Below are 21,669 nucleotides of genomic sequence, written 5' to 3' on the forward strand. Positions count from 1 at the left end.
GAGACACGACCTACCCGTCGGCCCGGTAATTCAGAATTTGATGAAAATGAGGGTGCGCGCGGCGCCACTCGTTCGGAATTTCACGCATTGACACCCTGGAGGGGGGGCGTCGTAACATCGCGGCGCACGCTCGGGAATGCGCCGACTAGAGGCTAGCCCAGAGCAAGAAAACCAGGAGACGGCATGAACGGTGTACACACACCCCAGGACGAAGGCGCACCACCGCCACGCGAGTTTGCGTTGCTTGACGCCATGGACTTCAGCGACATTGCTGAGCAATTGCATTTCAATCCAGTGGAAGGACGCATCTGGCTGCAGGATCGGCGTATGGTCCTGCTTCCCGTGGAGGTCCTCGGTGCTATGCGGCGCGAGCTCATCGAGTTGCTTGGCCAAGACGCGGCCAGAGGAATGATGACGCGGCTCGGCTATTCCATTGGGTCCCGCGACGCCGAACTGGCCTGGAGCGTGCGCGGAAGCCAATCGCAACTGGACATCATCGCGGCCGGTGCGCAGTTCCACGCGCTCCAAGGCTTCGTCCAACCCGAGCCGGTGCACATCGAAATCGACAGCACTCGGGGGTATTGCTACTCCGAGTTCTTCTGGAACCACGGATGCGAGGACGAAGTGCATCTGTCCAGCTTCGGCGTGGGCACCGAGGCAGCCTGTTGGCTGGGCGTTGGCTATACGTGCGGCTTTCTGAGCAAGATAATGGGCAAGCGTATTCTCGCCAGGGAGGTCGAATGCCGCGCCATGGGCCAGACGAAGTGCAGAGTCATCGCCAAGCCGCTGGAGAGTTGGGAAGACCCGGAGGAAGATCTGCGCTTTCTCGCCGCCACGCCACTCCAGCCCCAGCCTCTTAAGAAGCTGTTCAGCGTCCCGCTTGCGACGCCAAAATCGGCGCAGCAGCCCGCAACAGAGCCCCGCACACCTTCGACACTGGAACTCGTTGGTGCCTCCGCGGGATTTACTACCGTATTGCACAAGGTGAGACGTGTCGCTTCCACGAAGGCCACGGTCCTGCTGCTTGGCGAAAGCGGCGTGGGCAAGAGCGCCGTCGCACGAGAGGTGCATCGTCATAGCAACCGAGCGGACAAATCGTTCATCGAGATCAACTGCGCCGCCATTCCCGAGCAGCTAATTGAATCGGAGCTGTTCGGCGTCGAGCGGGGCGCTTATTCTGGCGCCACGGAGTCCAGGGCGGGACGGTTCGAAGCGGCGAATGGCGGTACGCTGTTTCTCGACGAAATCGGCATTCTCAGCCCGAGCGCCCAGGGCAAGCTGCTGCGTGTGCTGCAGACCGGCGAGTTTGAAAGGCTGGGCTCCACGCGCACTATCAAGCTCGATGTGCGCGTGGTCGCTGCAACCAACGAGAACCTCCCCGAGGCTGTGAAAGCGGGCCGTTTCCGTGAAGACCTCTTCTATCGGATCAACGTTTTCCCGATCTTGATCCCGCCGCTGCGCGAGCGTCGCGACGACCTTCCCCTGCTTCTCGAGTCCTTTATGAAGCGATTCTCAGACATGCATGACCGCCATGTCTCTGGCATCACACCGCGCGCACTACAGGCGGTACTGAACTACAAATGGCCTGGCAATATCCGGGAATTGGAGAATGTTGTCGAGCGTGGCATGATCTTGGCCGAGCCTGCCGAATCGCTTGATCTTCGCCATCTGTTCAGCGTCGATGCGACCTTGGGCACGTCCAGTCTGATGCGGCTCACCGAGTCCGGTGCGCTCGCAAAGGATCTGGGCACTCCGCAAATTGAGGAACCTGTCGCGTACAGCCACATGGCGGGTTCGAGCGACTTGGACCGCTGGGCGCGCGAGGCACTGCGGCAGCAGGCCGTGACCCTCTCGACCGTCGAAGACGCACTGGTCAGTGCCGCAATCAGCGAGGCTGGGGGGAATATCTCGAAGGCGGCAGCAAGGCTCGGGCTCACCCGGGCACAACTCGATTATCGGGTCAAGCGCTGCGGGCGAGCATAATGCCCAATGGAGCGCACGCCGGCATGCGCCGACGCGCGCTCCATTGCCCCCCAACCGAGCCGGATAAGCGCTGTCCACCCAGTGTACTATCCGCGGAAAATGCTCTGGTCATCAGTCAATTCTGACATTGCGCTCGCGCACGACCGATCTCCTTCGGCGTTCCGGCCGGCACAAAAAATCCAAACCAGGATGTTGCATCGAACCCGACCACCCCCATTTCATGCAGCGTCGGAATCTCCGGTGCCACTTTAGATCGCTGCTTGCTACCCGTTTTCATCGACCAATGTGGTACGCCGCTGCAGACAGGATGGGCCGAAGCTAACATCGACTCCATCTGCAGACATCCATGACTTCCACCGCGAGAGACCAAGGCTTGGTCAAGTCCGCGGCGCGGGTGCTTTCGGTGCTCGAGTTCTTTGACCAGATCCAGCGCGAGGCCAGCGTTGCCGAAGTCGCTGACCGGCATGGCTGGCCGCACTCGAGCACTTCGGTACTGATGCGCAGCCTCGTTACGCTTGGCTATCTCCACTACGACGCGAGCTCGCGCACCTACGTGCCGTCCATGCGCGTCGCGCTGCTGGGCGACTGGCTCAAGGTGACGCCCGCCCTGCACGGCGAGCTGCTCCAGTTGCTGCGGCACCTCAACGAATCCACCGGCGAAACCATCGTGCTGGCCGCGCAGAACGGGCTGCACACGCAATACGTGCGTGTGCTGCAGGGCACCAACGTCGTGCGCACGCACCTGCACATCGGCACGCGCCGGCCGATGCTGAATCCCGGTACCGGCCGGATGCTGCTCACAGCAATGGATGACGCTTCCATCCGCAAGCACAACGCGCTCAAGGAAGCGCCCGGGCCGATGGAAGAGGATGCAGTGTTCAAGCGGCTGGCGGAGGACCGGCGGCGCGGCTATGCGCTGTCGATGCACCAGGTCACACAGTATTCCGGCGTGATCTCGATGCTGCTGCCGGCCGTCGAGGGCGCACAGCCGCTAGCCATTGGCATCGCTACGCTGAGCCAGCAGCTGGTCGACCGGGAAGACCACTACGCGCAAGTGCTGCGCGATTCCATCCACCGATTTATGAACAGTACCGAGGAAAACCCATGAGCGAGGCAGTGCTTTATGAGCAGGACGGCGGCGTCGTGACCCTGACCCTGAACGATCCAGCGACGCGCAACGCGCTCTCGCCCGACATCATCGACACGCTGCTCGCGCACGTCGAACGCATCAACGCCGACCTTAGCGTGGGTTGCGTGATTCTTACTGGCGCTGGCAAGGCCTTCTGCTCCGGCGGCAACGTCAAGAAAATCGGCGAACGCGCCGCCGGGCTGCCGATTCCGGCCGAGGTGCGCCTGGGCTATCGCCACGGCGTGCAACGTCTGCCGATGGCGCTGCACGGCCTGGAGGCGCCGCTGATCGCGGCTGTCAACGGCCCGGCGATCGGCGTCGGCTGCGACCTGGCAGCGATGTGCGACATCCGTCTGGCCGGCGCGAGCGCGCGCTTCGCCGAGAGCTTTCTACGCGTGGGCCTGGTGTCGGGCGACGGCGGCGCCTGGTTCCTGCCACGCGTAGTGGGCCTGTCCAAGGCCTACGAGATGACTTTCACCGGCGATTTCGTCGACGCTGGGCAGGCTCTCACGATGGGGCTGGTTTCGCAGGTTGTCGAGGACGAAGCCTTGCTTGATGCTGTGCGTGCGCTAGCGCACCGCATCGCGGCGCAGCCGCCGCATGCACTGAGGCTGTCGAAGCGCCTGATCCGCGATTCGCAGCGGGTAGACCTCGCCGCTTCGCTGGAGATGGCGGCGTCGATGCAGGCTCTGGCCCAGCACACGGAAGACCACCGCGAAGCGATGGCCGCCCTGGCCGAGAAGCGGGCCCCACAGTACAGCGGTCGCTGAACAGAAATCACAGCGAGATATCTTCGGCACAGAGCCAGCCAAACTGAATAAAGATAATGCTGCAATCTTTTCGGGTGTCTTGCCGCCTCACTGCGGACCGACTCCGAAGCGACGCGTTTTTTTGCCGCCACGGCTGCATCTGTGCCTCACCGCCCACAACAGCCCGCGCAGCGCCGGCTGATCGCTCGTCTGCACGACGGCCGTACATTGCTCCAGGACCTCCTGCTCAGGGAATATCATGAGTTCTGCCGCGCTACCCAGCACCAGCGCGATATCGGTCAGCGAGCGCGTCGCAAGGGCATGCCTTAGAAGAAGGGACAACTGACGCTCGACTGCGGTGTCGCCTCCGCGCGGATCCCTGCCAGCCTCCTTTAGGATGTTCTCCACCATTGCCCTGATGAAGTGAAGCATTTCCTTGGGGGCTAGTTGTTGCCCCCTGGCCGAGGTGGTTGCGAAAGAACTTGAAGTCACCCTGAGTTTCCGATTTGGCGATCGAGTTCGTCTCCCCTTCGTGGCTTCCCGGAGAGCGACCGCGGGCAATACTCGTTTCTCGATTTCGAGGATAAGAAAGCTACGCTTGCCACGCACGGGCGAAGCGATGGCGTATGCCTCTTGGGGCGTCAGGCGTGAGGTGGACAAGCGCTTTAGATTTCTGACGAAGCGGGTGACGCTTTACGCGTTCCGTTGCGCCAATGGTGCATCCCTCATCCCACGGTCCCCGACCGTGTTGGAGCAGAGCAATGTACTCGCTTGATATCAAGCAAGATTATATTGTCAGTGCCTTTGAGTTGCAGCTTCAACTAAATCGAAGGTCGCTTTCGACTAAGGGGGATTCCGCATGCGCCCCACGCACCCCACAATCTGCCTTGAGCCTCTTGGTTTGCATGCCACGAAGGGCGGACAAAGAACGAACGGCCGCATGTCCTGCGCATGGGCGTAGGAGACCAGCATCGCGAATTTCCACCTCTCGCCGGCGCGCTAGCCATTCCTCGCCCTAGCCAGCGGTATCGCGCATGTCGATAAAACCACCGGCCTGACCCAGGACGCCAGCAAGCTGGGGATCTTCGCCCCATGAGGGGCACCGCGGCTGCGTTCGGCAAGGGAATTTCGATGTCGAAACAGTCTACAAGTCGGTCAACTACACGGGCAGCACCTCCTGCGCGAGATCGAGATCGCGTGCGAAGACGCTCCCTGCGATGCCACGCGCGGCCCTGAAAGCGTTCGCGAAGCCGGCATCGACGGACAGGTGTTTGCCGGGATTCCGGCGCTGTGAAGCATATAGGAGACAAAGCATGAACATTTTCGATGTAGCGGTCATCGGCGGCGGCAACGCTGCCATGTGCGCCGCCCTGTCTGCGCACGAATCGGGTGCGCAGGTCGTCGTCATCGAACGGGCCCCCAGGGAAAACCGGGGCGGCAGTTCCGCCTTCACCGGCGGGGCTTTCCGCATTGCCTACCAGGGCAACGATGACCTGAAGACGCTGATGCCCGACCTGAGCGAGCACGAGCTCGCCAGCAGCGACTTCGGCACCTATGCGGAAGACCAGTTCTATACCGAGGCGGTGGCCATGAGCGGCTATCGCGCCGACGCCGACGTGCTCGACACCGTGGTCAGCCAGAGCTTTCCCACCATGATGTGGATGCGCGGCCATGGCGTGCGCTTCATGCCCATCTACGGCCGTCAGTCGTTCAAGGTAGATGGCAAGAACAAGTTCTGGGGCGGCCTTACCGTGGAGGTCTCCGGCGGTGGCCTGGGCCTGATGCAGTCCCTGTACGCGCGCGCCGAGAAGCTTGGCCTGGAACTGCGCTACGGCGCGCGCGCCTGTGGACTGGAGCGCCAAGGCGATGCCTGGACCATCACCCTCGAGCAGGACGGCCAGACCAGCACCCTTCAGGCCCGCGCCGTCGTGCTGGCCACCGGCGGCTTCCATGCCAACGTGCGCTGGCGCGCCCAGTACCTGGGCCCCAACTGGGATCTCGCCAAAGTGCGCGGCTCGCGCTACAACACCGGTGATGGCATCGACATGGCCATGGGCGCCGGCGCCATCGCGCATGGCAACTGGACGGGCTGCCATGCCGTGTTCTACGACCTGAACGCCCCGGCCTTCGGCGACATCAATCTGCTCAACCAGCAGAAGAACTATTTCAATCTGGGCATCGTGGTCAACGCCGACGGTCGGCGCTTCGTCGACGAGGGGCTGGACTTCCGCAACTACACCTACTCGGGCATGGGCGCCCGCGTGCTGGCCCAGCCCGGCGCTGTGGCCTGGCAGGTGTTCGACGCCAAGACGGTGGGCCTGCTGCCCGACGAATACCGCGTCAAGCACGCCACCCGACTGCAGGCCGACACGCTCGAAGAACTCACTGCCCAGATGGAAGGCATCAACCAGCGCGGTTTCCTGGAGACCGTGCGCGAATTCAACGAAGCCATCGACCAGGGCGTGCCTTTCAACCCCGCGGTCAAGGACGGCCGCGGTACGCGCGGGCTGGCCGTGCCCAAGTCGAACTGGGCCCACCCCCTCGACACCGGCCCGTTCGTCGCCTATGCCGTTACGTGCGGCATCACCTGCACCTATGCCGGCGTCAAGGTGAACCCAAGCGGCCAGGTGCTCGACGGCAATGACCTCCCGCTACCAGGGCTGTATGCCGCAGGCGAGATGGTCGGCGGGCTCTACTACGTCAAGTACGCGGGCGGCATAGGCCTGACCGCCGGCTCGGTGCTGGGCCGCATCTCCGGCGCGCACGCCGCCGCACTGGCCCGCAGTGCCTGAACACGACCTTCCGTCACGATCAAAAACGGATACACCCATGAGCACTTCCGATCTGAAAACGACCCTAGTGGTAGTCGGCGCCGGCATGGCCGGCTTTTCGGCCGCGCTGCAGGCAGCCCAGGCCGGGCACGACGTCATCCTGCTCGAAAAGCAATCCGAGACCGGCGGGTCCTCGGCCATGAGCGGCGGCTGCCTGGCTTTCGCCGGCACCGACCTGCAACGCGCCAATGGCGTGAACGACTCCAGCGAGCTGCTGTTCAAGGACCTGCGCGAAGTCGGCAAGTTCGAGAACGACGAGCGCCTGGTGCGCGCCTACGTCGACAACCAGCTCGACACCTACGAATGGCTGAAGCAGGCGGGCGTGCAGTTCGGCCCGCACATCGAAACCTCGTCGGGCCAATCGGTGCCTCGTGTGCACAACGTGGACCCGGCCGACGCAGTGCGCGCGCTGGCGGCCAGCGCCAGGCGCACCGGCCGTGTCCGGCTACTGGCCGACACCCGCGCGCTGCGCCTGGTCCGCGACCCGCAAAGCGGGCGTGTCGCAGGCGTGACGGCGCAGCGTGGCAATGAAACCTTCAAGGTGCTCGGCAGCCGCGGCGTGGTGCTGGCCAGCGGCGGTTTCGTGCATAACGCCGAGCTGATACACCGCTATGTGCCGCAGTACAACGAGGAGGCGGCTGTCTTTATCGGCGGAGAGGGCAATGTGGGTGACGGCCTGAAGATGGCCCAGCAACTGGGCGCCGACTGCCGCGACATGATCTATATCAAGGGCACCTACGGCAAGCATCCCGTCGACGAGACCAACCACCACAGCCTGCTGGCCGTGTACAAGGGCGCCATCGCCGTCAACCAGGACGGCAAGCGCTACGTCGACGAATCCATCTCGTACAAGCTGCTGGGCGATGCTTGCATCGCCCAGCCCTATAGCTCCACTTTCCAGGTCTTCGACCAGTCCATCTTCGATAGCGGCGACAACCAGACGCGTATCCTGGACATCGAGCGGCGCCACGAAGAAGGCCTCGTCATCCAGGCCGACACGCTGGAAGAGCTGGCCGCGATGATCGAAGTGCCCGCCGACGTGCTGGCCGACACTGTCAAGACTTACAACGGCTATGTCGATGCCGGCCACGACCGCGATTTCGGCCGAGAGCACCTGGTCCACCAGCACGGCGAACTGGTAAAGATCGAGACCGGCCCTTTCTATGCCTACCCGTCCACCGCCGCCGTCTACGGCACCTACTGCGGCCTGTGCGTCGACCCCGACATGCACGTGCTGGACGTCTACGGCGAACCGCTGGAAGGCCTGTACGCGGCGGGCGAGGTTGTGGGTGGGCTGCACGGCGCGGCCTACATGACCGGCTCCGCACTGGGCAAGGCTGCCATCTTCGGCCGCATCGCCGCGCGCGCGGCGCTGGCCGACTGAAGCGGAGACCGCCATGCATGTCGCCGTACTACTCGCCGGCGTGGCCGACCCCAGGAAGCTGCTGCCCAGGCCCGCCTCGGGCGATTGGCGCGACCTGCCGGGCGATGCCTCGGTGTCATACAAGCCCAGTCCCTTTGACGAGGCCGCGCTGGAAATCGCCCTCAAGCTGCGCGACCAGGGCGCGGCCACGCGCGTCACCGTCGTCGTCACCGATGGCGCCAACGATATTGCGATGATGCGCGCCATCGCGGCGCTCAAGCCCGACCGCGTGCTGGGCCTGTGCCCGCCCGCCGCGCAGCGCGGCAACCCCGCCTGGCTTGCGCAACACGCGTCCGGCCTGCTGCGCGAGGGCGATGCCTGGCCCGACCTGATCCTGATCGGCCGGGAGCATGGCGACCTGGACGACGGCATGGCGCCTGCCTACCTGGCCGAATCCTGGCACCTGCCCTATGCGGGCCTTGCCCTGCAGGTGCAGGCCTGCGCGGACGGCGGCTGGACCTTGCTGCGCAGCGGCGCGCAGCAAGACGAGTCGCTGCGCGTCCCCGCGCCTGCCATGGTCAGCATCAGCAACGACAAGAGCAACCGCCTGCGCCACCCGCTCATGAAGAACGTGGCGCTGGCCAGGCAATGCAAATTCGACCAGGCCACACCGGATGCCACCCTGCCCCCCGCGCAAGCCACGCTGGCCCAGGCCGCTCCCGCCGAGGCATCCGCGCGCGGCACGCAGGCCTGCCGGCTGTTCACCGGCACGGTAGAAGAACAGGCGGCCGCGCTCGCCGCCTACCTGCGCGCAAATGCGGCCACCCACTGAGCCATGCCATCCATGTCCGACACACACCACCTCCTGGCCCTCATCCCCGGCTACGACGCCGATGCAGCGGCCGGGCGCGCCCTCATGGACCAGGCCCGGCAGCTCGCCGACCGCTGCGGCGGCACCGCCCATGCCTTGTTGGCCGCCCCTCCGTCGGCACGCGATGCCGCGCTGGACAGCGCCCAGGCCGCCGGGCTGGACCATGCCTGGTTCATCCCGACGCCATCGGAGGCCCTGCAGGCGCAGCAATACGTCGACCTGTTTGCCTGCGCGCTGCGGGCTGACGGACTGGCCGCCCTGCTACCTCATGCCCTGATGCTGGTGGCCGCCCAGCCCGACAACGAGGCCTTTGCCGGCGCCCTGGCCGCGCGCCTGGACGCCGCGCCTCTGGGCCGCTGCACAGACCTCGAATTCGACGCGCAGGGCACGCTGCATGCCAGGCGCGGCGCCTACGGCAACAGGCTCGGCATCACCCTGGCCTGCGCCGGCACCGCGATCGCCGCCATCCGTCCCGGAGTTTGGCAAGCTCCCGCGTCTGGCCGGCAAACCGCAATGCAGATAATGGACGGCCTGCCCCCGCCGCGGGCTGCGCATCCGCTCACGCTCCTGCCGCGCAACGAGCCCCATGCCGGCCTCGATGGCGCGCGCATCGTGGTGTCCGGCGGCCGCGGCATGGGCAAAGACACGGCCTTCCCCATCCTGTACGACATCGCGGCCAGGCTGGGTGGCGCGGTCGGCGCAAGCCTGCCCGCCGTCGACGCGGGCTGGGCTCCCGTGACCCGCCAGGTGGGCATTTCCGGCAAGTACGTGAGTCCCGACATCTACCTCGCCGTGGGCATCTCGGGTACGCCCCAGCACCTCGCCGGCATTGACCCGCACACGCGCATCGTCGCCATCAACAAGGATGCCGAGGCCAACATCTTCAACGTCGCCCAGGCTGGTGCCGTCGCCGAATGGCAGGCCCTGTTGCCAGCCTTGCTCGACGCATTGGACAAGACCGCCAGCCCTTAAATATCGCTATCGCCAGTGCCGCCCGAAACGCCACGATCACCCATAACGATACGGAGACAGACCATGCAAAACCACCGCACCTCCCGACGCAGCGCGCTGCGCAGGCTGGCCGCATCCCTGGCCCTCCTTCCCCTGGCCATGGCAGTCCCAGCCAAGGCCGCGGACAACTTCCCCAGCAAGCCGATACGCCTCGTCGTAGGTTACCCGCCAGGCGGCTCCAACGACATCGCGGCGCGCATCATCGCGCCTGGACTGGGCCAGGCCCTGGGTGTCTCGGTCGTGGTGGAAAACCGCGCAGGTGCCAGCGGCGTCATCGGCGCGGACCATGTCGCCAAGTCCGTGCCCGATGGCTACACGCTGCTGCTCTCGAGCATCAGCCCCATCGTGCTGGCGCCCCAGACCATGAAAGCGCCGCCCTTCTACGCGCCCAGGGACTTCAAGGCTATCAACATGATGGCCCTGACGCCGGAAGCCATCGCCGTAGGCCCCAGGCTGACCGGCGTCAAGACCCTGAAAGACCTGCTCGAGCGGGCCAAGAGGCAGCAGATCACCCTGTCCTCCTCTGGCACGGGCGGCTTGCCCCACCTGACCATCGAACTGCTGAGGAAAGTCCGGGGCAACATCGTCCATGTGCCCTACAAGGGCGCCGGTCCTGCCGTCACCGACACGTTGGGCGGCCATGTCGACGGCATCGTGATGGACTTGCCGCCCCTCTACAACCAGATCAAGGAAAAGCGCCTGACGGCCGTGGCCGTCACCAGCGAGAAGCGCGTGGACTTCCTTGCCGATGTTCCCACTGCGCAAGAAGCGCTCCCGGGCTTCAATGTAGAAAACTGGGTCGGCCTCTTCGCCCCCTCCAACACGCCCAACGCGGTCATCGCGAAACTGGACCAGGCCTTGCGCAAGGCCGTGTCCGAACCCCAGGTGAAGGCCCTGCTTGCCAACGCGGCCATGGCGCCTGCGATGATGGATTCACCACAGGCTTTCCAGAAACGGCACGCCGACGACTATGCCCGCTGGGGCAAGGTCATCAAGGATGCCGGCGTGGAAATGACCGACTGATGGAACCTGTCCGCGCCTACCCGGCGCGGACCGAGAATTCACTTTCCTGGCGAGCGAGCGCGCCCAGGGCCTGCCTGGCGTGGCTTCTCATGGCGTCGGTGGGCTGGGCATAGAGCAGCCGGCGGCTGACATCCAGGCACCCTGCGGCACGGGCGCGAGCAAAGAATGCCGCATGATGGAACAGCACCCCCAGCGCGTCGAGCACGACCGCGCCCTCCACCGACAGCAGCCGGTGCCGCACGAGGAATTCATTGAGCACGCCATCGCCGGGAATGATGACCTCGGCCCCCTGCGACAGGGCCACCCGGCAGGCCTCGATAAAACGGTCCCGGACAGAGGCCGCGGCGGCTTCGCCGCCCTCCAGGTCGAACAGGTTCATCGCGGGGCTCATCGACACCACGCCCGACAAGCGCCCGGACAAGCCATATTGCATGGCCAGGTCTTCGGTCTGCATCTTCTGGAATGGCGTCAGCGCGATCATGCCGACCTTGCGCCCCAATGAGCAGGGGTCAGCAGGCAACTTTCGGTCAGGCCGACCACGGGAATATCGACCAGGGACCGCGCCTCCACCAGGCCCGGGTCGAAGAAGCACCCCAGCGCGAAGGCGTCGTAGCCCGCGGACTGCGCGGCCTCGGCGGCCTCGCAGACCTGGCGGGCATTGAGCATGCGCATGCCCGCGCAACTGTTGACGCTCATGGGAGCCACCCCGGCAGGATAGGTACCCGGACGCAGGCCGTGCACGACGACCTGCGCCTGCGTGCCCATGACTGCATCGGCATGCGCCTGCAAGGTCTCCCGGTATTGCGGGAAAACATCCAGATCGGTGAAGCTCTGGTGCCAGATTTTCACGATCGCTCTCCTTCCGAGTTGCGCAGGCCCTGTCAGGGATTCGCGAACACCACGGTTTCGCTGTTCTCCGTCTTGCAGAAGCGGCCGATGCTGCCAACCGAGTTGGCGTGTTCCTGCGCGCTGTGCGCGGCGCACAGGTCTTCGAGCAGGATCATTTCGTAGTCGCGGTCGTGGCCGTCGCGTGCGGTGGCCTGCACCACGGCCTGGGTGGAAACACCGGAGAAATAGATGCGCTGGATGTTCTGGGCGCGTAGCTGGGCTTCCAGCGTGGTTGCATAGAAGGGACTGACGCGGTGCTTGATGACCTGGATGTCGCCCACCTTCTGCTCGAGCTCGGGGTGGATCTCGGTACCCCATGCGCCGAGCTTGAACAGGCCGTGCTGTGGCGCGGCCGAGAAGACCTGCGAACCCTGTGGGCACTCCGGATAGCCTTCGGAGAAGCCGACGCGCACGAAGCCTACGGCGATACCGGCGGCGCGGGCACGAGCAATTGCCTTGGCCGTCTTGGCGAGCAGCTGGCGCTCGCGCACCTGCTCGCCCAGCGGGCTCTTGCCGTTGGGACCGTCGACGTGCACGAGGTCGTTCTGCATGTCCAGGACCAGGAAAAGGGCGCGGGGTTGTTGCATGGTTGGGTCTGCCTTGAGTTGAATAGGGTTTGCTTGGGAAAAAGGATTTCAATCGCACCAGATGCCGCCGTTGACATCCAGGATCTCGCCGGTGATGAAGCCGGACTGTGGCGCGGCCAGGAACAGCACGGCTGCGGCAATTTCTGCCGCAGCACCCATGCGGCCCACGGGGATCAGGTCGCGCAGGGTCTGCGGAAAATTGGTGGTCATGGCCGAGGCGACCGGGCCAGGGGCCACGGCATTGACCGTGATGTTGGCGGATGCCAGCTCCTTGGCCAGGAAAGCCGTCATGATATGCACGCCAGCCTTGGAAGCGCCATAGGCGACGTTGCTGGCGCGGTCCTGCTCGCGCGGGTCCAGCCAGGGACGCGGGTTGCCGCCGTTCTTGCCGATGACCGATCCCATGTTGATGATGCGGCCGCCGCCACTGCGCTTCATGTGGCCGATGGCCGCCTGGCAGCACAGGAAGGTGCCCTTGAGGTTGATGTCGATGACGCGGTCCCATTCGGCCTCGGACAGGGTCTCGGCGTTACCCATGGAGACGACGCCGGCCACGTTCACCAGGATATCCAGGCGTCCCAGGCGGGCCATGGCCTCGTCCATGCAACGCACGATATCATCGCGGCGCCTGACGTCCAGGGACATGCCCTGGACACCAGCAACCGGCGGCTCGAAGGCCACGCGGTCCGCGGCGACGACTTGCGCGCCATGGCGAGCCAGGGCTTCGCAGACGGCCCGTCCTATGCCGCCTGCGCCGCCCGTCACCAGGGCGACGCGGCCCGAGAAAAGATCAGCGCTGTACATGTCACGATTCCTAGAAAGCCATGTCGAATGCCGCTTGCATGCGGTCGTGCCAGGTCCGGCTAGCGAGCGTCCGCGATATGGCTTGCCGCCCTGCGGCCGAACACCAGGCCCTTGAGCACCGACGTGGCACCGGTGTAGTTGGTGTAGTAGGTGCCAACGATCTCGCCGGCCGCATAGAGGTTCTTCATGGGGTTGCCGTCGGTGTCGAGCACTTGCCCGGACGGATTGATCTTGAGGCCGCCGAAGGTGAACACGTTCGACGAGATGATGGGATAGGCGATAAAGGGGCCTTGCTCGATGCGGCGCGACCAGTTGGACTTCTTGGGCGCGAGGCCGTGCGTGGCAAGCCCGTCGAGCTCCAGCGGCTTCCAACCGGCGCCTGGCGGGCACGCCGCGTTGTAGCGCTCCACGGTAGCTTCCAACGCACCTTCGGGCAAGCCGATCTTCGCAGCCAGCGCGGCCAGCGTGGCGGCCTCGATCGCCGGTTGGTCGGTGCGGATGGCCAGACGATAGTTGGGCACGTCCTTCACACGCTGGTCCAGGATCACATACGCGATACCCTGTTCCTGTTCGTAGATGCGGCGGGTGACGCGCTCGTAGTAGGCGTCGACTGTGCCTGGCGCTTCGTCGGTGAAGCGCTGGCCCGCCTTGTTGACGAGGATGCCGTAGGGAAAGATGAAGATCGACGGCTCGGACACGCCCGAGCGGGGGTCGACAGGCTCGGCGTGGTAGCTGCCGAATTCGCCGCTGGGCGCGGCGCCGGCCTCGAACGCCATCTCGATGCCTTCGCCGCGGTTGAAGTACCCGCCCTTGCACACCGGACGCAGGTACACCGAGCGCGGACCGATGTACTTGGCCATGAGCGCCGAATTGCCTTCGAAGCCGCCGCAGGCCAGCACCACCTTGCCCATCAGGCGCACGCCGCCTTCCTGCGCATGGTGGGCGAGCAGGCCCTGCACCGTGCCGTCGTCGCCGACGATCAGGCGCCGCGCGGTGGTGTGGTACAGGAAGATCACGCCCAGGCTCTCGGCCCTGGCGGCCAGCGCCTCGACCAGGGCCTCGCCTCCCCCCACGGGCAACAGGCGGGGCTGGGTCTTGGTCAGGAACTGCGTGGGCAGGAAGTCGAACTTCACGCCCATGTCCTGCAGCCAGGCAATGGTACCCGGCACGTGGTCGGCAAAGCAGCTGATCAGCTCGGGATCCAGCACGGACAGCGTTCGCGCGACGTGCGACCACGATTCGCGGCCCTGGACCATCTCAGCGGCAAAATCGGGGTCCATGTAGACACCGGCGTTCTCGGCCAGGTGCGTCTCGAAATCGTCGGACACCTGGTCGATCGCCTTCATGCGCAGGTAGGCCTCGGTATAGCGGCTCTGGCCGCCGCGATCGGCGCGGCTCGCGCGCTCGAGCACCGCCACCTTCAGGCCGCGCTCAGCCGCTGCCACGGCCGCCGACAGGCCAGCCACGCCACAACCGGCCACCACCACATCGAATGTACGTTCCATGCTCTCCACCCTTTGGAAATGACGTCCGCGCCATATGAATCGGCGCTACACTCGAAAGAGTAAGATGCAACCTGCCTGCGTGTTTAGCCCCCGGTGGCTAATGCGCGATTTAAAAAAATCGAAAGGAGACTCATGGACAAGCTATGGGCCATGGAGGTGTTCGTGCGCGTCATGGAATGCGGCAGCCTCTCGCGCGCCGCCGAATCACTGGATCTTGCCAACGCCACGGTCACCACCAGCCTGCGCAATCTCGAGGCGCACCTGGGCACGACGCTGATCCAGCGCAACTCCCGGCACCTGCACCTGACCGAAGAAGGACGGATATTCCTGCCGCACTGCCAGGAGATCCTGCGCAGCGTGGCGCGTGCCGAGACGGATGTAAAGATCCACGCGACCGACGTCGTCGGGCCCTTGCGCGTGGAAGCGCCTTTCGCCATCGGCCAGAACCTGTTGTGCCCGGCCCTGGCCGAGCTCACGCGCCGCCATCCGGGCCTGTCCGTTTCCGTATCGTTGACCAACGACCCACACAACCTGATCGAGCGGGCCACCGACGTGGCCATCCGCATGGACCGCGTGGAAGACGCCGACCTGGTGGGCCGGCCTATCTACGAAGCGCAGTACATCGTGTGCGGCACGCCGGCGACGGTCGGTGCCATGCGCGCCGCCACGCCGCGCGACCTCGACCCGGCCCGCTGCCTGGGGCTGTTCGCCGAAGGCAACCACACGCCCAATCCCTGGCGCTTCTCCCAGGATGGGAACGAAGTGGAAGTGAAACCGGCCGGGCCGCTGCACTTCAACAATACCGAGGCCCTGATCCAGGCCGCCTTGCAGAACGTGGGCCTAATCTGCGTCCTGGATGTGTTCGTGAGTGACCTGATCAAGCAGGGCAAGCTGGTCGAGCTCTTCCCCGACTGGCAGACCAGCAAGCGCACCTTCCACGCCGTGACGGTAAAGTCGCGCTTCGCGGCGCCCAAGGTGCGCGTCTTCATCGATTTTCTGCTCGAAATCTTCGACGCGCGGCGCCGCCCCAGCGTCACGACGATGGTTGCAGTCGGTCCAGACCGTAGAATGAAAAAACCTCATTGACGCGGCCGGCCTCGGGGGGCTTGTGGTAGTAGCCCTTGCGGCAGGTCTTGATGCCGCACAGGCGGCGCAGGTCGTGCATGGTCTCGGCCTGCTTGACCCAGGCGGCCAGCGAATCCAGGATGGGCACGCCATCCACTTCGGCGATGCCGTTCTGCGCCAGCAGCACGTTCAGGGGGGCTTCGCCCGGGATGATGACGTCTGCGCCCTGCGCGATCAACTTGCGCGCCGCGGCCTTGAACCGCTCGATCAGTTCGGTGGGATCTTCGAAGCCCTTGAGCACGTCATTGAAGGTAAAGCCCACCGGCACGGCGCCGGCAAAGCGCGACTCGAGGCCATGATTCCTGGCGTTCTCGGCGATGAGCTCGTTCATGTCGTCGATGAAGAGCAGCACGCCGAACTTGCGGCCCAGCATGCAGGCCGTCAGCATGGCCGACTCGCCATACCCCACCACCGGGATGTCCACCAGGCTGCGAATCTCGCGCAAGGCAGGCTCGGGCAGCGTACTCAGCGAATAGACATCGTAGCCCTGCTCCTGGGCCTGCACTGCGGCCGCCATGAACTGCAGGCCGTGCACATACTGGAAGGCCACGTGGCGGATGTCGGAGCCAGGATAGTTGCTGCGGTAGGTGCCGACCTGCATGCCGTGCATGTCGATCTGCGTGTCGGGCCGGGCCACCTTGGCGAAGTGCCGCTTCAGCGCCTCGCTGTAGGGACCCAGGTCGCTGAGCACGGTAAAGCTTTGATGCCAGATTTTCATATCACACCACTGTAGGGAACGGGTTAGGGATCAATCCAGGTGGACGTGGGCTTCGTCGACGACCTTGGCCCACTTCCGTACTTCCGACTTGAAAAACGCATCGAAGTCATGCGGGCTGGTTCCCATGGGATCGCAGCCGACGGCTTCCAGCGCGGCGCGCACCTCGGGGGCCTGCGTGGCCTGGGCGGCCGTGGCGCTCAACTTCTGGATGACATCGGCCGGCGTCCCGGCCGGCGCGAACAGGCCGAACCAGGCCGTGGCGTCGTAGCCGGGCACGCCCGCCTCGGCCACGGTGGGAATATCAGGGGCGGCCCGCGAGCGTGTCTTGGAAGTGACCGCCAGCGGGCGCAGCTTGCCGCCCTTGACCAGCGGCAAGGTGGTGACGATGTTGTCGAAGGTCAGCGGGACCTGTCCGCCCAATACGTCGGACATGGCCGGCGCCGCGCCGCGGTAAGGGACGTGCCGCATCTTGACGCCGGCCTGGCTGTTGAACAACTCGGCAAAGAGGTGCGCCCCTGAGCCATTGCCCGCGCTGGCAAAGTAGATGGGCTTGTCGGCGGGTCTCTTGGCGGCTGCGATCAGATCGGCCAACGAATGGTAGGGCGTGCCGGGATTGACCACCACCAGGAAGGGTGTCGAGGCAACCTGCGCGATCGGAGCCAGATCCTTCAAGGGGTCGTAACTGAGCTTGCGGTAGAGGCTGGGATTGACCGCCAGCGAAATGGTGCCAAACAGCAAGGTGTAGCCTTCGGGCGTCGCCTTGGCCACGTAATCGGACCCGATGTTGCTGGCTGCACCGGCCTTGTTCTCGATGACGATGGCCTGGCCAAGCATGGCCCCCATCTTGGCGGCGATGGCACGCGCAGCCACGTCCGAGGCACCACCTGCGGGAAAGCCCACGATGAGCCGTATCGGTTTGTCGGGATAGGCGGCCTGAGCCGCGCCCGCCAGCCCGAGGGTGGCCAGCACGCCGCTGGCCAGCAACGCCTTGAGGCACTTCATGGTCTGCTCCAGTAGGCCCGTTTTCCGGGCATTGTGCCCGGCCCGTGCCCGCCGGAAAATCTGGAGAAGCCGAAGGGCCGGTTCATTTATCTTGAATCCTGCATGCCTGCATGTCGTGCGTTTCAGATTTATTGAACGCCGCTTTCGATGACCGCGCCTTCTTTCCTGGCATGGGTGCACGCAAGATTGACCGGCGTAACACCAACGACCCGGAGACAACAATGAGAAATCTGCTGCGCGATGCCATGTACGCCATGGCCTTGTCGCTATGGGGGATCGCCTTGCCGCAAGCGGCCCAGGCCGAGACCGCGGCGGACTATCCGTCCAAGCCGATACGACTAGTCGTGCCCTGGGCGCCGGGCGGGAGCACCGACATCCTGGCGCGCACCACGGCCGAGCGACTGACGCGCGCGCTCAAGCAGCCCGTAATCGTCGACAACCGGGCAGGCGCCAGCGGTAATATCGGCGCGGATATCGTGAGGCGCGCCGCACCTGACGGCCATACCCTGCTGTTCACCAGCACCAATCTCACGTTGAACCCTGCCGTCATTCCCCAGACACCCTACGATCCAGTTAAAAACTTCACGGGCATCACCATGGTGGCGTTCGCGCCCATGATGCTGGTGACCAAGGCGGGGTTTGCGGGCGATAGCTTGCAAGGGCTCATCACGTACGGGAAGGCACATCCAGGAAAACTCAATTTCTCAAGCAGCGGCGCGGGAGGCGCGCCACACCTGGCGGGGGAAGTGTTCAAACAAGCCACGAGCCTGGCTATCGTGCATGTGCCTTATACCGGCGCCGCGCCGGCGCTGACCGATGTGCTGTCGGGCCAGGTGCAGATGACTTTCACCACGTATATCTCGGCGCAGGCCATGCTTTCGGCAGGGCGGATGAAGGCGCTGGGCGTGGCCAGCAAGAACAGGCTGCCCGTGCTGCCCAATGTGCCTACCTTTGCCGAGCAAGGGCTGGATATCGAAGTCGGCACCATGTTCGGCCTCTTGGCGCCGGCCGGCACGCCGCGGCCCATCGTGGACAAGCTGTATGCCGTGATCAAGCAGGCCGCGGCAGACGAGGCATTCCAGGAAAAGATCATGCAGCAGGGCGGGACGGTCGTGGCCGACGATCCCGATCACTACAACGCCTATCTACGTGAAGACGTAGCCAGGTGGGCGGCCCTGATCAAGAAGATCGGAGGCTTGTCGGCCCATTGAGGGACCGCATGCCGCCGTCATTTACGGCGGATTGATTGCCCCGCTGGCACGCCCGACGACGCGAGAGAAGTACTGCACACGGCCGTCCTGCGGGCAATCGAAAGCCCGAGGCTCAAGGCTCGCCACACACGAACCGTGAAACCAGCATTCAGATTCATCTAAAAATTCAGGAGCCAGAACCGCTGCCACGACAGCGCCGAAGGCTTCATGCCATGTTCCAATTATTCGAATAAATCGAATGTGGTTTTCGTTCTTAGACAGTTCAACTCGATCCGCATCACTTTGAGAATATCGAGCGACAACATAAAAAAACCATTCGTCATCGCTGACGCGCAAAGCAATCGCGAGCAGCGCCACGTCCATGAGGAGACAATGTGAATCGAAGAGATGCTTTGCGGACATTGGCTGCCGGAGGCGCACTGATGGCTTGCGCCCCAGTGCGGGCCGAAGACCGGTATCCCAGCAAGCCCATCATGATCATCGTGGCCTTCGCGCCAGGCGGCGGCACCGATGCGCTGACCCGAGCCCTGGCCGTACCGCTGGGAAAGGCGCTGGGGCAATCCGTCGTCGTGGAGAACAAGCCTGGCGCAGGCGCCATCGTCGGTTCGAAATTTGTAGCCAATGCAGCGCCAGACGGCTATACCCTGCTGGTCACCAGCGCGCCGCATGCATCCAACCCTTCCCTGGTGAAACTGCCGTACGACACCATCGAGGCATTCGCGCCAGTCTGCCTGGCGGCAAAGTCCCCTTTCATGCTTGTGACGGCGCCGGACTCCCCGATCAAGACACTGGACGATCTGGTCAAGGAAGCCAGGCGCAGCGCAAGCTGAGCTTCGGCTCCTCGGGCAATGGCACCAACGACCACCTGAGCATGGAGCTGCTCAGCTACATGTACGGGATATCCATGACGCATGTCCCCTACAAGGGCACGGGCCCTGCGTTGGTGGACCTGGTTGGCAAACACATCGACCTGATGGCGGCCAACATCGTAGGCGCCGGCACGCTAGTGAAGGCGGGCAAGCTCCGTGCGATTGCCGTAACGACCTCGCGCCGATCTTCCCTTTTTCCCGATATCCCGACCCTGCAGGAACTGACTGGCAAGCAGTTCGACGTCAGCGCGTGGACCGGCATCCTGGCGCCGACTGGCACACCCAAGGCCATCGTCAGCCGGCTAAACAAGGACATCTGCCAATCGCTGACCACCGACGCCGTGAAGGAAGCCATGGCGCTCCAGGGGAGCCGACATCGTGGCCGACACGCCCGAGCACTTCCAGAAATTCATCACCACTGAAATCGACAAATGGGCTGTCCTCATCAAGGCGGCGGGCATCACCACGAGTGCATGACGAACGCACGGTAACCAATGAACAGCCCGGAACACACTCTACCCAACAGGAGACAAAATGAGTGAAGTCAAGATCCTGGCCACGGGCCTGCTTTTCCCCGAAGGTCCTGTCGCCATGCGCGACGGGTCGGTGCTGGTTGCCGAAATCCGCGGCGGCACCGTCATAAGCGTGAGCCCGGACGGCACCACCAGCACCGTCGCGAAATGTGGTGGCGGCCCGAACGGCATGGCCCTCGGGCCGGACGGCGCCTTGTATGTCTGCAATAACGGGGGCAACACCTATCAGGCAACGGGCTTCTCCGCCACGGGCCCCGCCAAGGACCATGCCGGCGGGTCAATTCAGCGCACCGACCTTGCCACTGGCGAAGTCCGCACCTTGTACTCCCACTGTGGAGACAACCGCCTTTCTTCCCCGAACGACCTGGTGTTCGACGCGCACGGCGGCATGTACTTCAGCGACTTCGGTAAGAAGCATGCGCGGCATCGCGACATGGGGGCCTGTACTACGCCCTGCCGGATGGGACCTCGATCATCCAACTGGCCTACCCCGTGGCCGCGCCCAACGGCGTGGGGCTGTCCCCGGATGGCAAGGTGCTCTATGTCGCCGAGACCGAGACCACCACGGTATGGGCCTTCGACATCCTGGAGCCGGGCAAGCTGGCGCGGCATCCCTACCCGTCGCCGCACGGCGGCCGCCTGGTGTGCGGGCTGCCCGGCTATCAACGCCTGGACAGCATGGCCATAGATTCCGAAGGCAATATCTGCGTCGGCACGCTGATCCTGGGCGTGGTGACTGTCATGGCGCCCACGGGGGAAGTGCTGGACCGCGTGAAGATGCCAGATAGCCATGTGACCAACATCTGCTTTGGCGGCCCGCAGCACAAGACCGCCTACATCACCTTGTCCGAAACCGGACGCCTCGCGTCGATGGAGTGGCCAAGGCCCGGCCTGCCCCTGAACTACGAGGCTCAAGCCCTGGCCTAAGCCCCGCTTGGCAACCTGGCGGCCGGGAGTCATTTCCCGGCCGCGCCTGTGCGTTACTCCAGCACGGCCAAGGCTTGCGCGATGCGCCCTTGCATGATGGCATTCCAGGCCTGCTCGACGACCGCGCCGTCGCGGCTCGAGTAGGCGCAGCATTGCTCGAACTTGCTTCGAATGCCCTGCTCGTCGATTTTCAGGCTCATGGGGTCAAAGACATAATGCCGGCTGGCCCCGTCGCCCGCATGCAAGGTAAGCTCGGCCAGGGGATGCCCAGGATTGTCTGGCAGGTTTTCAGTGATCGCCACGCGCTGGGCCAGCGCCAGCACGGCTTCGTCTCCAAGCACCCGGTCGTCCATCCTGTCGAGCACGGGCGCGCCATGGACCAGGGCATAAGCCGTCATGAACGGCACGCTGTATTTGGTCGTCCCTGCGGAATGCCGAAGAGTAAGACGCAGCAAGGCTTAGCAAGAATTTCGCTGCGTGCCGAACTCCCAGATCGAATATGAATCTGATTCGAATCCTGGGAGATTTGAGGGACTTGCC

Annotated in this window: 23 protein-coding genes and 1 pseudogene; 13 read left to right on the forward strand and 11 right to left on the reverse strand. The window is 64.5% G+C overall.

Annotated elements, in window-relative coordinates:
* Positions 1-183: 183 nt before the first annotated feature.
* Positions 184-1,983, forward strand: a complete 1,800-nt coding sequence (locus DN412_RS30640) for a sigma-54-dependent Fis family transcriptional regulator (RefSeq protein WP_244222837.1) — start codon at positions 184-186, stop codon at positions 1,981-1,983.
* 115 nt (positions 1,984-2,098) lie between these two features.
* Here the strand turns inward: DN412_RS30640 and DN412_RS30645 are convergent, their stop codons facing one another.
* On the reverse strand, positions 2,099-2,449 hold the full coding sequence (locus DN412_RS30645) for a tripartite tricarboxylate transporter substrate-binding protein (protein WP_115215020.1): 351 nt from the start codon (positions 2,447-2,449) through the stop codon (positions 2,099-2,101).
* Here DN412_RS30645 and DN412_RS30650 point away from each other — a divergent pair.
* Positions 2,330-3,091, forward strand: coding sequence for an IclR family transcriptional regulator (locus tag DN412_RS30650; protein WP_123060209.1), 762 nt, complete (start codon positions 2,330-2,332; stop codon positions 3,089-3,091). The genes DN412_RS30645 and DN412_RS30650 overlap by 120 nt on opposite strands.
* On the forward strand, positions 3,088-3,882 hold the full coding sequence (locus tag DN412_RS30655; RefSeq protein WP_115215000.1) for a crotonase/enoyl-CoA hydratase family protein: 795 nt from the start codon (positions 3,088-3,090) through the stop codon (positions 3,880-3,882). The genes DN412_RS30650 and DN412_RS30655 overlap by 4 nt, the downstream gene beginning before the upstream one ends.
* 87 nt (positions 3,883-3,969) lie before the next feature.
* Here the strand turns inward: DN412_RS30655 and DN412_RS30660 are convergent, their stop codons facing one another.
* Positions 3,970-4,272 carry a hypothetical protein gene (locus DN412_RS30660; protein ID WP_244222838.1) on the reverse strand — a complete coding sequence of 101 codons (303 nt, stop codon included), beginning with the start codon at positions 4,270-4,272 and terminating at the stop codon, positions 3,970-3,972.
* Positions 4,273-5,174: 902 nt separating this feature from the next.
* Here DN412_RS30660 and tcuA point away from each other — a divergent pair.
* The 5 genes from tcuA (at position 5,175) to DN412_RS30685 (ending at position 10,960) form a co-directional block, all read left to right on the forward strand.
* Positions 5,175-6,653, forward strand: a complete 1,479-nt coding sequence (tcuA, locus tag DN412_RS30665; protein ID WP_115215002.1) for an FAD-dependent tricarballylate dehydrogenase TcuA — start codon at positions 5,175-5,177, stop codon at positions 6,651-6,653.
* Positions 6,654-6,690: 37 nt separating this feature from the next.
* Positions 6,691-8,076: an FAD-dependent oxidoreductase gene (locus DN412_RS30670; RefSeq protein ID WP_115215003.1), complete on the forward strand. Its 1,386-nt coding sequence runs from the start codon at positions 6,691-6,693 to the stop codon at positions 8,074-8,076.
* Positions 8,077-8,089: 13 nt separating this feature from the next.
* Positions 8,090-8,887, forward strand: a complete 798-nt coding sequence (locus DN412_RS30675) for an adenine nucleotide alpha hydrolase family protein (protein ID WP_115215004.1) — start codon at positions 8,090-8,092, stop codon at positions 8,885-8,887.
* 12 nt (positions 8,888-8,899) lie between these two features.
* The gene (locus DN412_RS30680) at positions 8,900-9,898 is read left to right on the forward strand and encodes an electron transfer flavoprotein subunit alpha/FixB family protein (protein WP_161564071.1); all 999 of its coding nucleotides are present in this window, start codon (positions 8,900-8,902) and stop codon (positions 9,896-9,898) included.
* A 63-nt stretch (positions 9,899-9,961) separates the two neighbouring features.
* Positions 9,962-10,960, forward strand: coding sequence for a Bug family tripartite tricarboxylate transporter substrate binding protein (locus DN412_RS30685; RefSeq protein WP_115215006.1), 999 nt, complete (start codon positions 9,962-9,964; stop codon positions 10,958-10,960).
* A gap of 16 nt (positions 10,961-10,976) precedes the next feature.
* On the opposite strand, the gene DN412_RS30690 is transcribed toward DN412_RS30685, so the two are convergent.
* Genes DN412_RS30690 through DN412_RS30710 form a run of 5 tightly spaced genes read right to left on the reverse strand, consistent with a single transcriptional unit; the run spans position 10,977 to position 14,744 of the window.
* Positions 10,977-11,441 carry a hypothetical protein gene (locus DN412_RS30690; protein ID WP_115215007.1) on the reverse strand — a complete coding sequence of 155 codons (465 nt, stop codon included), beginning with the start codon at positions 11,439-11,441 and terminating at the stop codon, positions 10,977-10,979.
* Complete coding sequence (locus tag DN412_RS30695; protein WP_115215008.1) at positions 11,438-11,809, reverse strand: aspartate/glutamate racemase family protein; 372 nt, start codon at positions 11,807-11,809, stop codon at positions 11,438-11,440. Before DN412_RS30695 ends, DN412_RS30690 begins: the two co-directional genes overlap by 4 nt.
* Positions 11,810-11,841: 32 nt before the next feature.
* A complete protein-coding gene (locus DN412_RS30700) occupies positions 11,842-12,435 on the reverse strand; it encodes a cysteine hydrolase family protein (protein WP_115215009.1) in 594 nt (197 codons plus the stop codon).
* Between the two features lie 48 nt (positions 12,436-12,483).
* Entirely contained in the window at positions 12,484-13,239 is a 756-nt protein-coding gene (locus DN412_RS30705) for an SDR family NAD(P)-dependent oxidoreductase (RefSeq protein ID WP_208647688.1), read from the reverse strand.
* A 59-nt stretch (positions 13,240-13,298) separates the two neighbouring features.
* On the reverse strand, positions 13,299-14,744 hold the full coding sequence (locus DN412_RS30710; RefSeq protein ID WP_115215010.1) for an FAD-dependent oxidoreductase: 1,446 nt from the start codon (positions 14,742-14,744) through the stop codon (positions 13,299-13,301).
* Between the two features lie 132 nt (positions 14,745-14,876).
* Here DN412_RS30710 and DN412_RS30715 point away from each other — a divergent pair, with 132 nt between their 5' ends.
* Positions 14,877-15,830, forward strand: coding sequence for a LysR family transcriptional regulator (locus DN412_RS30715; protein ID WP_115215011.1), 954 nt, complete (start codon positions 14,877-14,879; stop codon positions 15,828-15,830).
* Here the strand turns inward: DN412_RS30715 and DN412_RS30720 are convergent.
* The gene (locus tag DN412_RS30720; protein WP_115215012.1) at positions 15,778-16,587 is read right to left on the reverse strand and encodes an aspartate/glutamate racemase family protein; all 810 of its coding nucleotides are present in this window, start codon (positions 16,585-16,587) and stop codon (positions 15,778-15,780) included. The two genes, DN412_RS30715 and DN412_RS30720, sit on opposite strands and share 53 nt — an antisense overlap.
* A gap of 30 nt (positions 16,588-16,617) precedes the next feature.
* Entirely contained in the window at positions 16,618-17,589 is a 972-nt protein-coding gene (locus tag DN412_RS30725) for a tripartite tricarboxylate transporter substrate binding protein (RefSeq protein WP_115215013.1), read from the reverse strand.
* A 221-nt stretch (positions 17,590-17,810) separates the two neighbouring features.
* Here DN412_RS30725 and DN412_RS30730 point away from each other — a divergent pair, with 221 nt between their 5' ends.
* Entirely contained in the window at positions 17,811-18,800 is a 990-nt protein-coding gene (locus DN412_RS30730) for a tripartite tricarboxylate transporter substrate binding protein (protein WP_161564072.1), read from the forward strand.
* A 21-nt stretch (positions 18,801-18,821) separates the two neighbouring features.
* Here DN412_RS30730 and DN412_RS43135 read toward each other — a convergent pair whose 3' ends face one another.
* Positions 18,822-19,202, reverse strand: a complete 381-nt coding sequence (locus tag DN412_RS43135; protein ID WP_161564073.1) for a hypothetical protein — start codon at positions 19,200-19,202, stop codon at positions 18,822-18,824.
* 20 nt (positions 19,203-19,222) lie between these two features.
* Between DN412_RS43135 and DN412_RS45545 the strand changes: the two genes are divergently transcribed.
* From DN412_RS45545 to DN412_RS30745, 3 genes and pseudogenes are all read left to right on the forward strand, one after another.
* Positions 19,223-19,630: a tripartite tricarboxylate transporter substrate-binding protein gene (locus DN412_RS45545; RefSeq protein ID WP_161564074.1), complete on the forward strand. Its 408-nt coding sequence runs from the start codon at positions 19,223-19,225 to the stop codon at positions 19,628-19,630.
* A gap of 41 nt (positions 19,631-19,671) precedes the next feature.
* Positions 19,672-20,091 (forward strand): tripartite tricarboxylate transporter substrate-binding protein, encoded by a 420-nt coding sequence (locus DN412_RS45550; RefSeq protein WP_279635263.1) that lies wholly within the window; start codon positions 19,672-19,674, stop codon positions 20,089-20,091.
* A gap of 112 nt (positions 20,092-20,203) precedes the next feature.
* Positions 20,204-21,129, forward strand: a pseudogene (locus DN412_RS30745) (SMP-30/gluconolactonase/LRE family protein).
* Between the two features lie 53 nt (positions 21,130-21,182).
* Here the strand turns inward: DN412_RS30745 and DN412_RS30750 are convergent.
* Positions 21,183-21,584 carry a hypothetical protein gene (locus DN412_RS30750; RefSeq protein ID WP_115215016.1) on the reverse strand — a complete coding sequence of 134 codons (402 nt, stop codon included), beginning with the start codon at positions 21,582-21,584 and terminating at the stop codon, positions 21,183-21,185.
* Positions 21,585-21,669 lie beyond the last annotated feature (85 nt).

Origin of the sequence: Cupriavidus lacunae (assembly GCF_003353055.1) — a bacterium.
Classification (GTDB): Bacteria; Pseudomonadota; Gammaproteobacteria; order Burkholderiales; family Burkholderiaceae; genus Cupriavidus; species Cupriavidus lacunae.

Excerpts from the sequence above, each read along its gene's own strand:
- DN412_RS30650 (WP_123060209.1), top strand. The coding sequence starts at position 2,330 with ATGACTTCCACCGCGAGAGACCAAGGCTTGGTCAAGTCCGCGGCGCGG.
- DN412_RS45550 (WP_279635263.1), top strand. The coding sequence starts at position 19,672 with ATGGAGCTGCTCAGCTACATGTACGGGATATCCATGACGCATGTCCCC.
- DN412_RS30705 (WP_208647688.1), bottom strand. The coding sequence starts at position 13,239 with ATGTACAGCGCTGATCTTTTCTCGGGCCGCGTCGCCCTGGTGACGGGC.
- DN412_RS30685 (WP_115215006.1), top strand. The coding sequence starts at position 9,962 with ATGCAAAACCACCGCACCTCCCGACGCAGCGCGCTGCGCAGGCTGGCC.
- DN412_RS30670 (WP_115215003.1), top strand. The coding sequence starts at position 6,691 with ATGAGCACTTCCGATCTGAAAACGACCCTAGTGGTAGTCGGCGCCGGC.
- DN412_RS30700 (WP_115215009.1), bottom strand. The coding sequence starts at position 12,435 with ATGCAACAACCCCGCGCCCTTTTCCTGGTCCTGGACATGCAGAACGAC.
- DN412_RS30645 (WP_115215020.1), bottom strand. The coding sequence starts at position 2,449 with ATGCCGGTCAGCGACTTCGGCAACGCTGGCCTCGCGCTGGATCTGGTC.
- tcuA (WP_115215002.1), top strand. The coding sequence starts at position 5,175 with ATGAACATTTTCGATGTAGCGGTCATCGGCGGCGGCAACGCTGCCATG.
- DN412_RS30660 (WP_244222838.1), bottom strand. The coding sequence starts at position 4,272 with ATGGTGGAGAACATCCTAAAGGAGGCTGGCAGGGATCCGCGCGGAGGC.
- DN412_RS30680 (WP_161564071.1), top strand. The coding sequence starts at position 8,900 with ATGTCCGACACACACCACCTCCTGGCCCTCATCCCCGGCTACGACGCC.
- DN412_RS30710 (WP_115215010.1), bottom strand. The coding sequence starts at position 14,744 with ATGGAACGTACATTCGATGTGGTGGTGGCCGGTTGTGGCGTGGCTGGC.
- DN412_RS30675 (WP_115215004.1), top strand. The coding sequence starts at position 8,090 with ATGCATGTCGCCGTACTACTCGCCGGCGTGGCCGACCCCAGGAAGCTG.
- DN412_RS30640 (WP_244222837.1), top strand. The coding sequence starts at position 184 with ATGAACGGTGTACACACACCCCAGGACGAAGGCGCACCACCGCCACGC.
- DN412_RS45545 (WP_161564074.1), top strand. The coding sequence starts at position 19,223 with ATGGCTTGCGCCCCAGTGCGGGCCGAAGACCGGTATCCCAGCAAGCCC.
- DN412_RS30720 (WP_115215012.1), bottom strand. The coding sequence starts at position 16,587 with ATGAAAATCTGGCATCAAAGCTTTACCGTGCTCAGCGACCTGGGTCCC.
- DN412_RS30690 (WP_115215007.1), bottom strand. The coding sequence starts at position 11,441 with ATGATCGCGCTGACGCCATTCCAGAAGATGCAGACCGAAGACCTGGCC.
- DN412_RS30715 (WP_115215011.1), top strand. The coding sequence starts at position 14,877 with ATGGACAAGCTATGGGCCATGGAGGTGTTCGTGCGCGTCATGGAATGC.
- DN412_RS30655 (WP_115215000.1), top strand. The coding sequence starts at position 3,088 with ATGAGCGAGGCAGTGCTTTATGAGCAGGACGGCGGCGTCGTGACCCTG.
- DN412_RS30730 (WP_161564072.1), top strand. The coding sequence starts at position 17,811 with ATGAGAAATCTGCTGCGCGATGCCATGTACGCCATGGCCTTGTCGCTA.
- DN412_RS30725 (WP_115215013.1), bottom strand. The coding sequence starts at position 17,589 with ATGAAGTGCCTCAAGGCGTTGCTGGCCAGCGGCGTGCTGGCCACCCTC.
- DN412_RS43135 (WP_161564073.1), bottom strand. The coding sequence starts at position 19,202 with ATGTCCGCAAAGCATCTCTTCGATTCACATTGTCTCCTCATGGACGTG.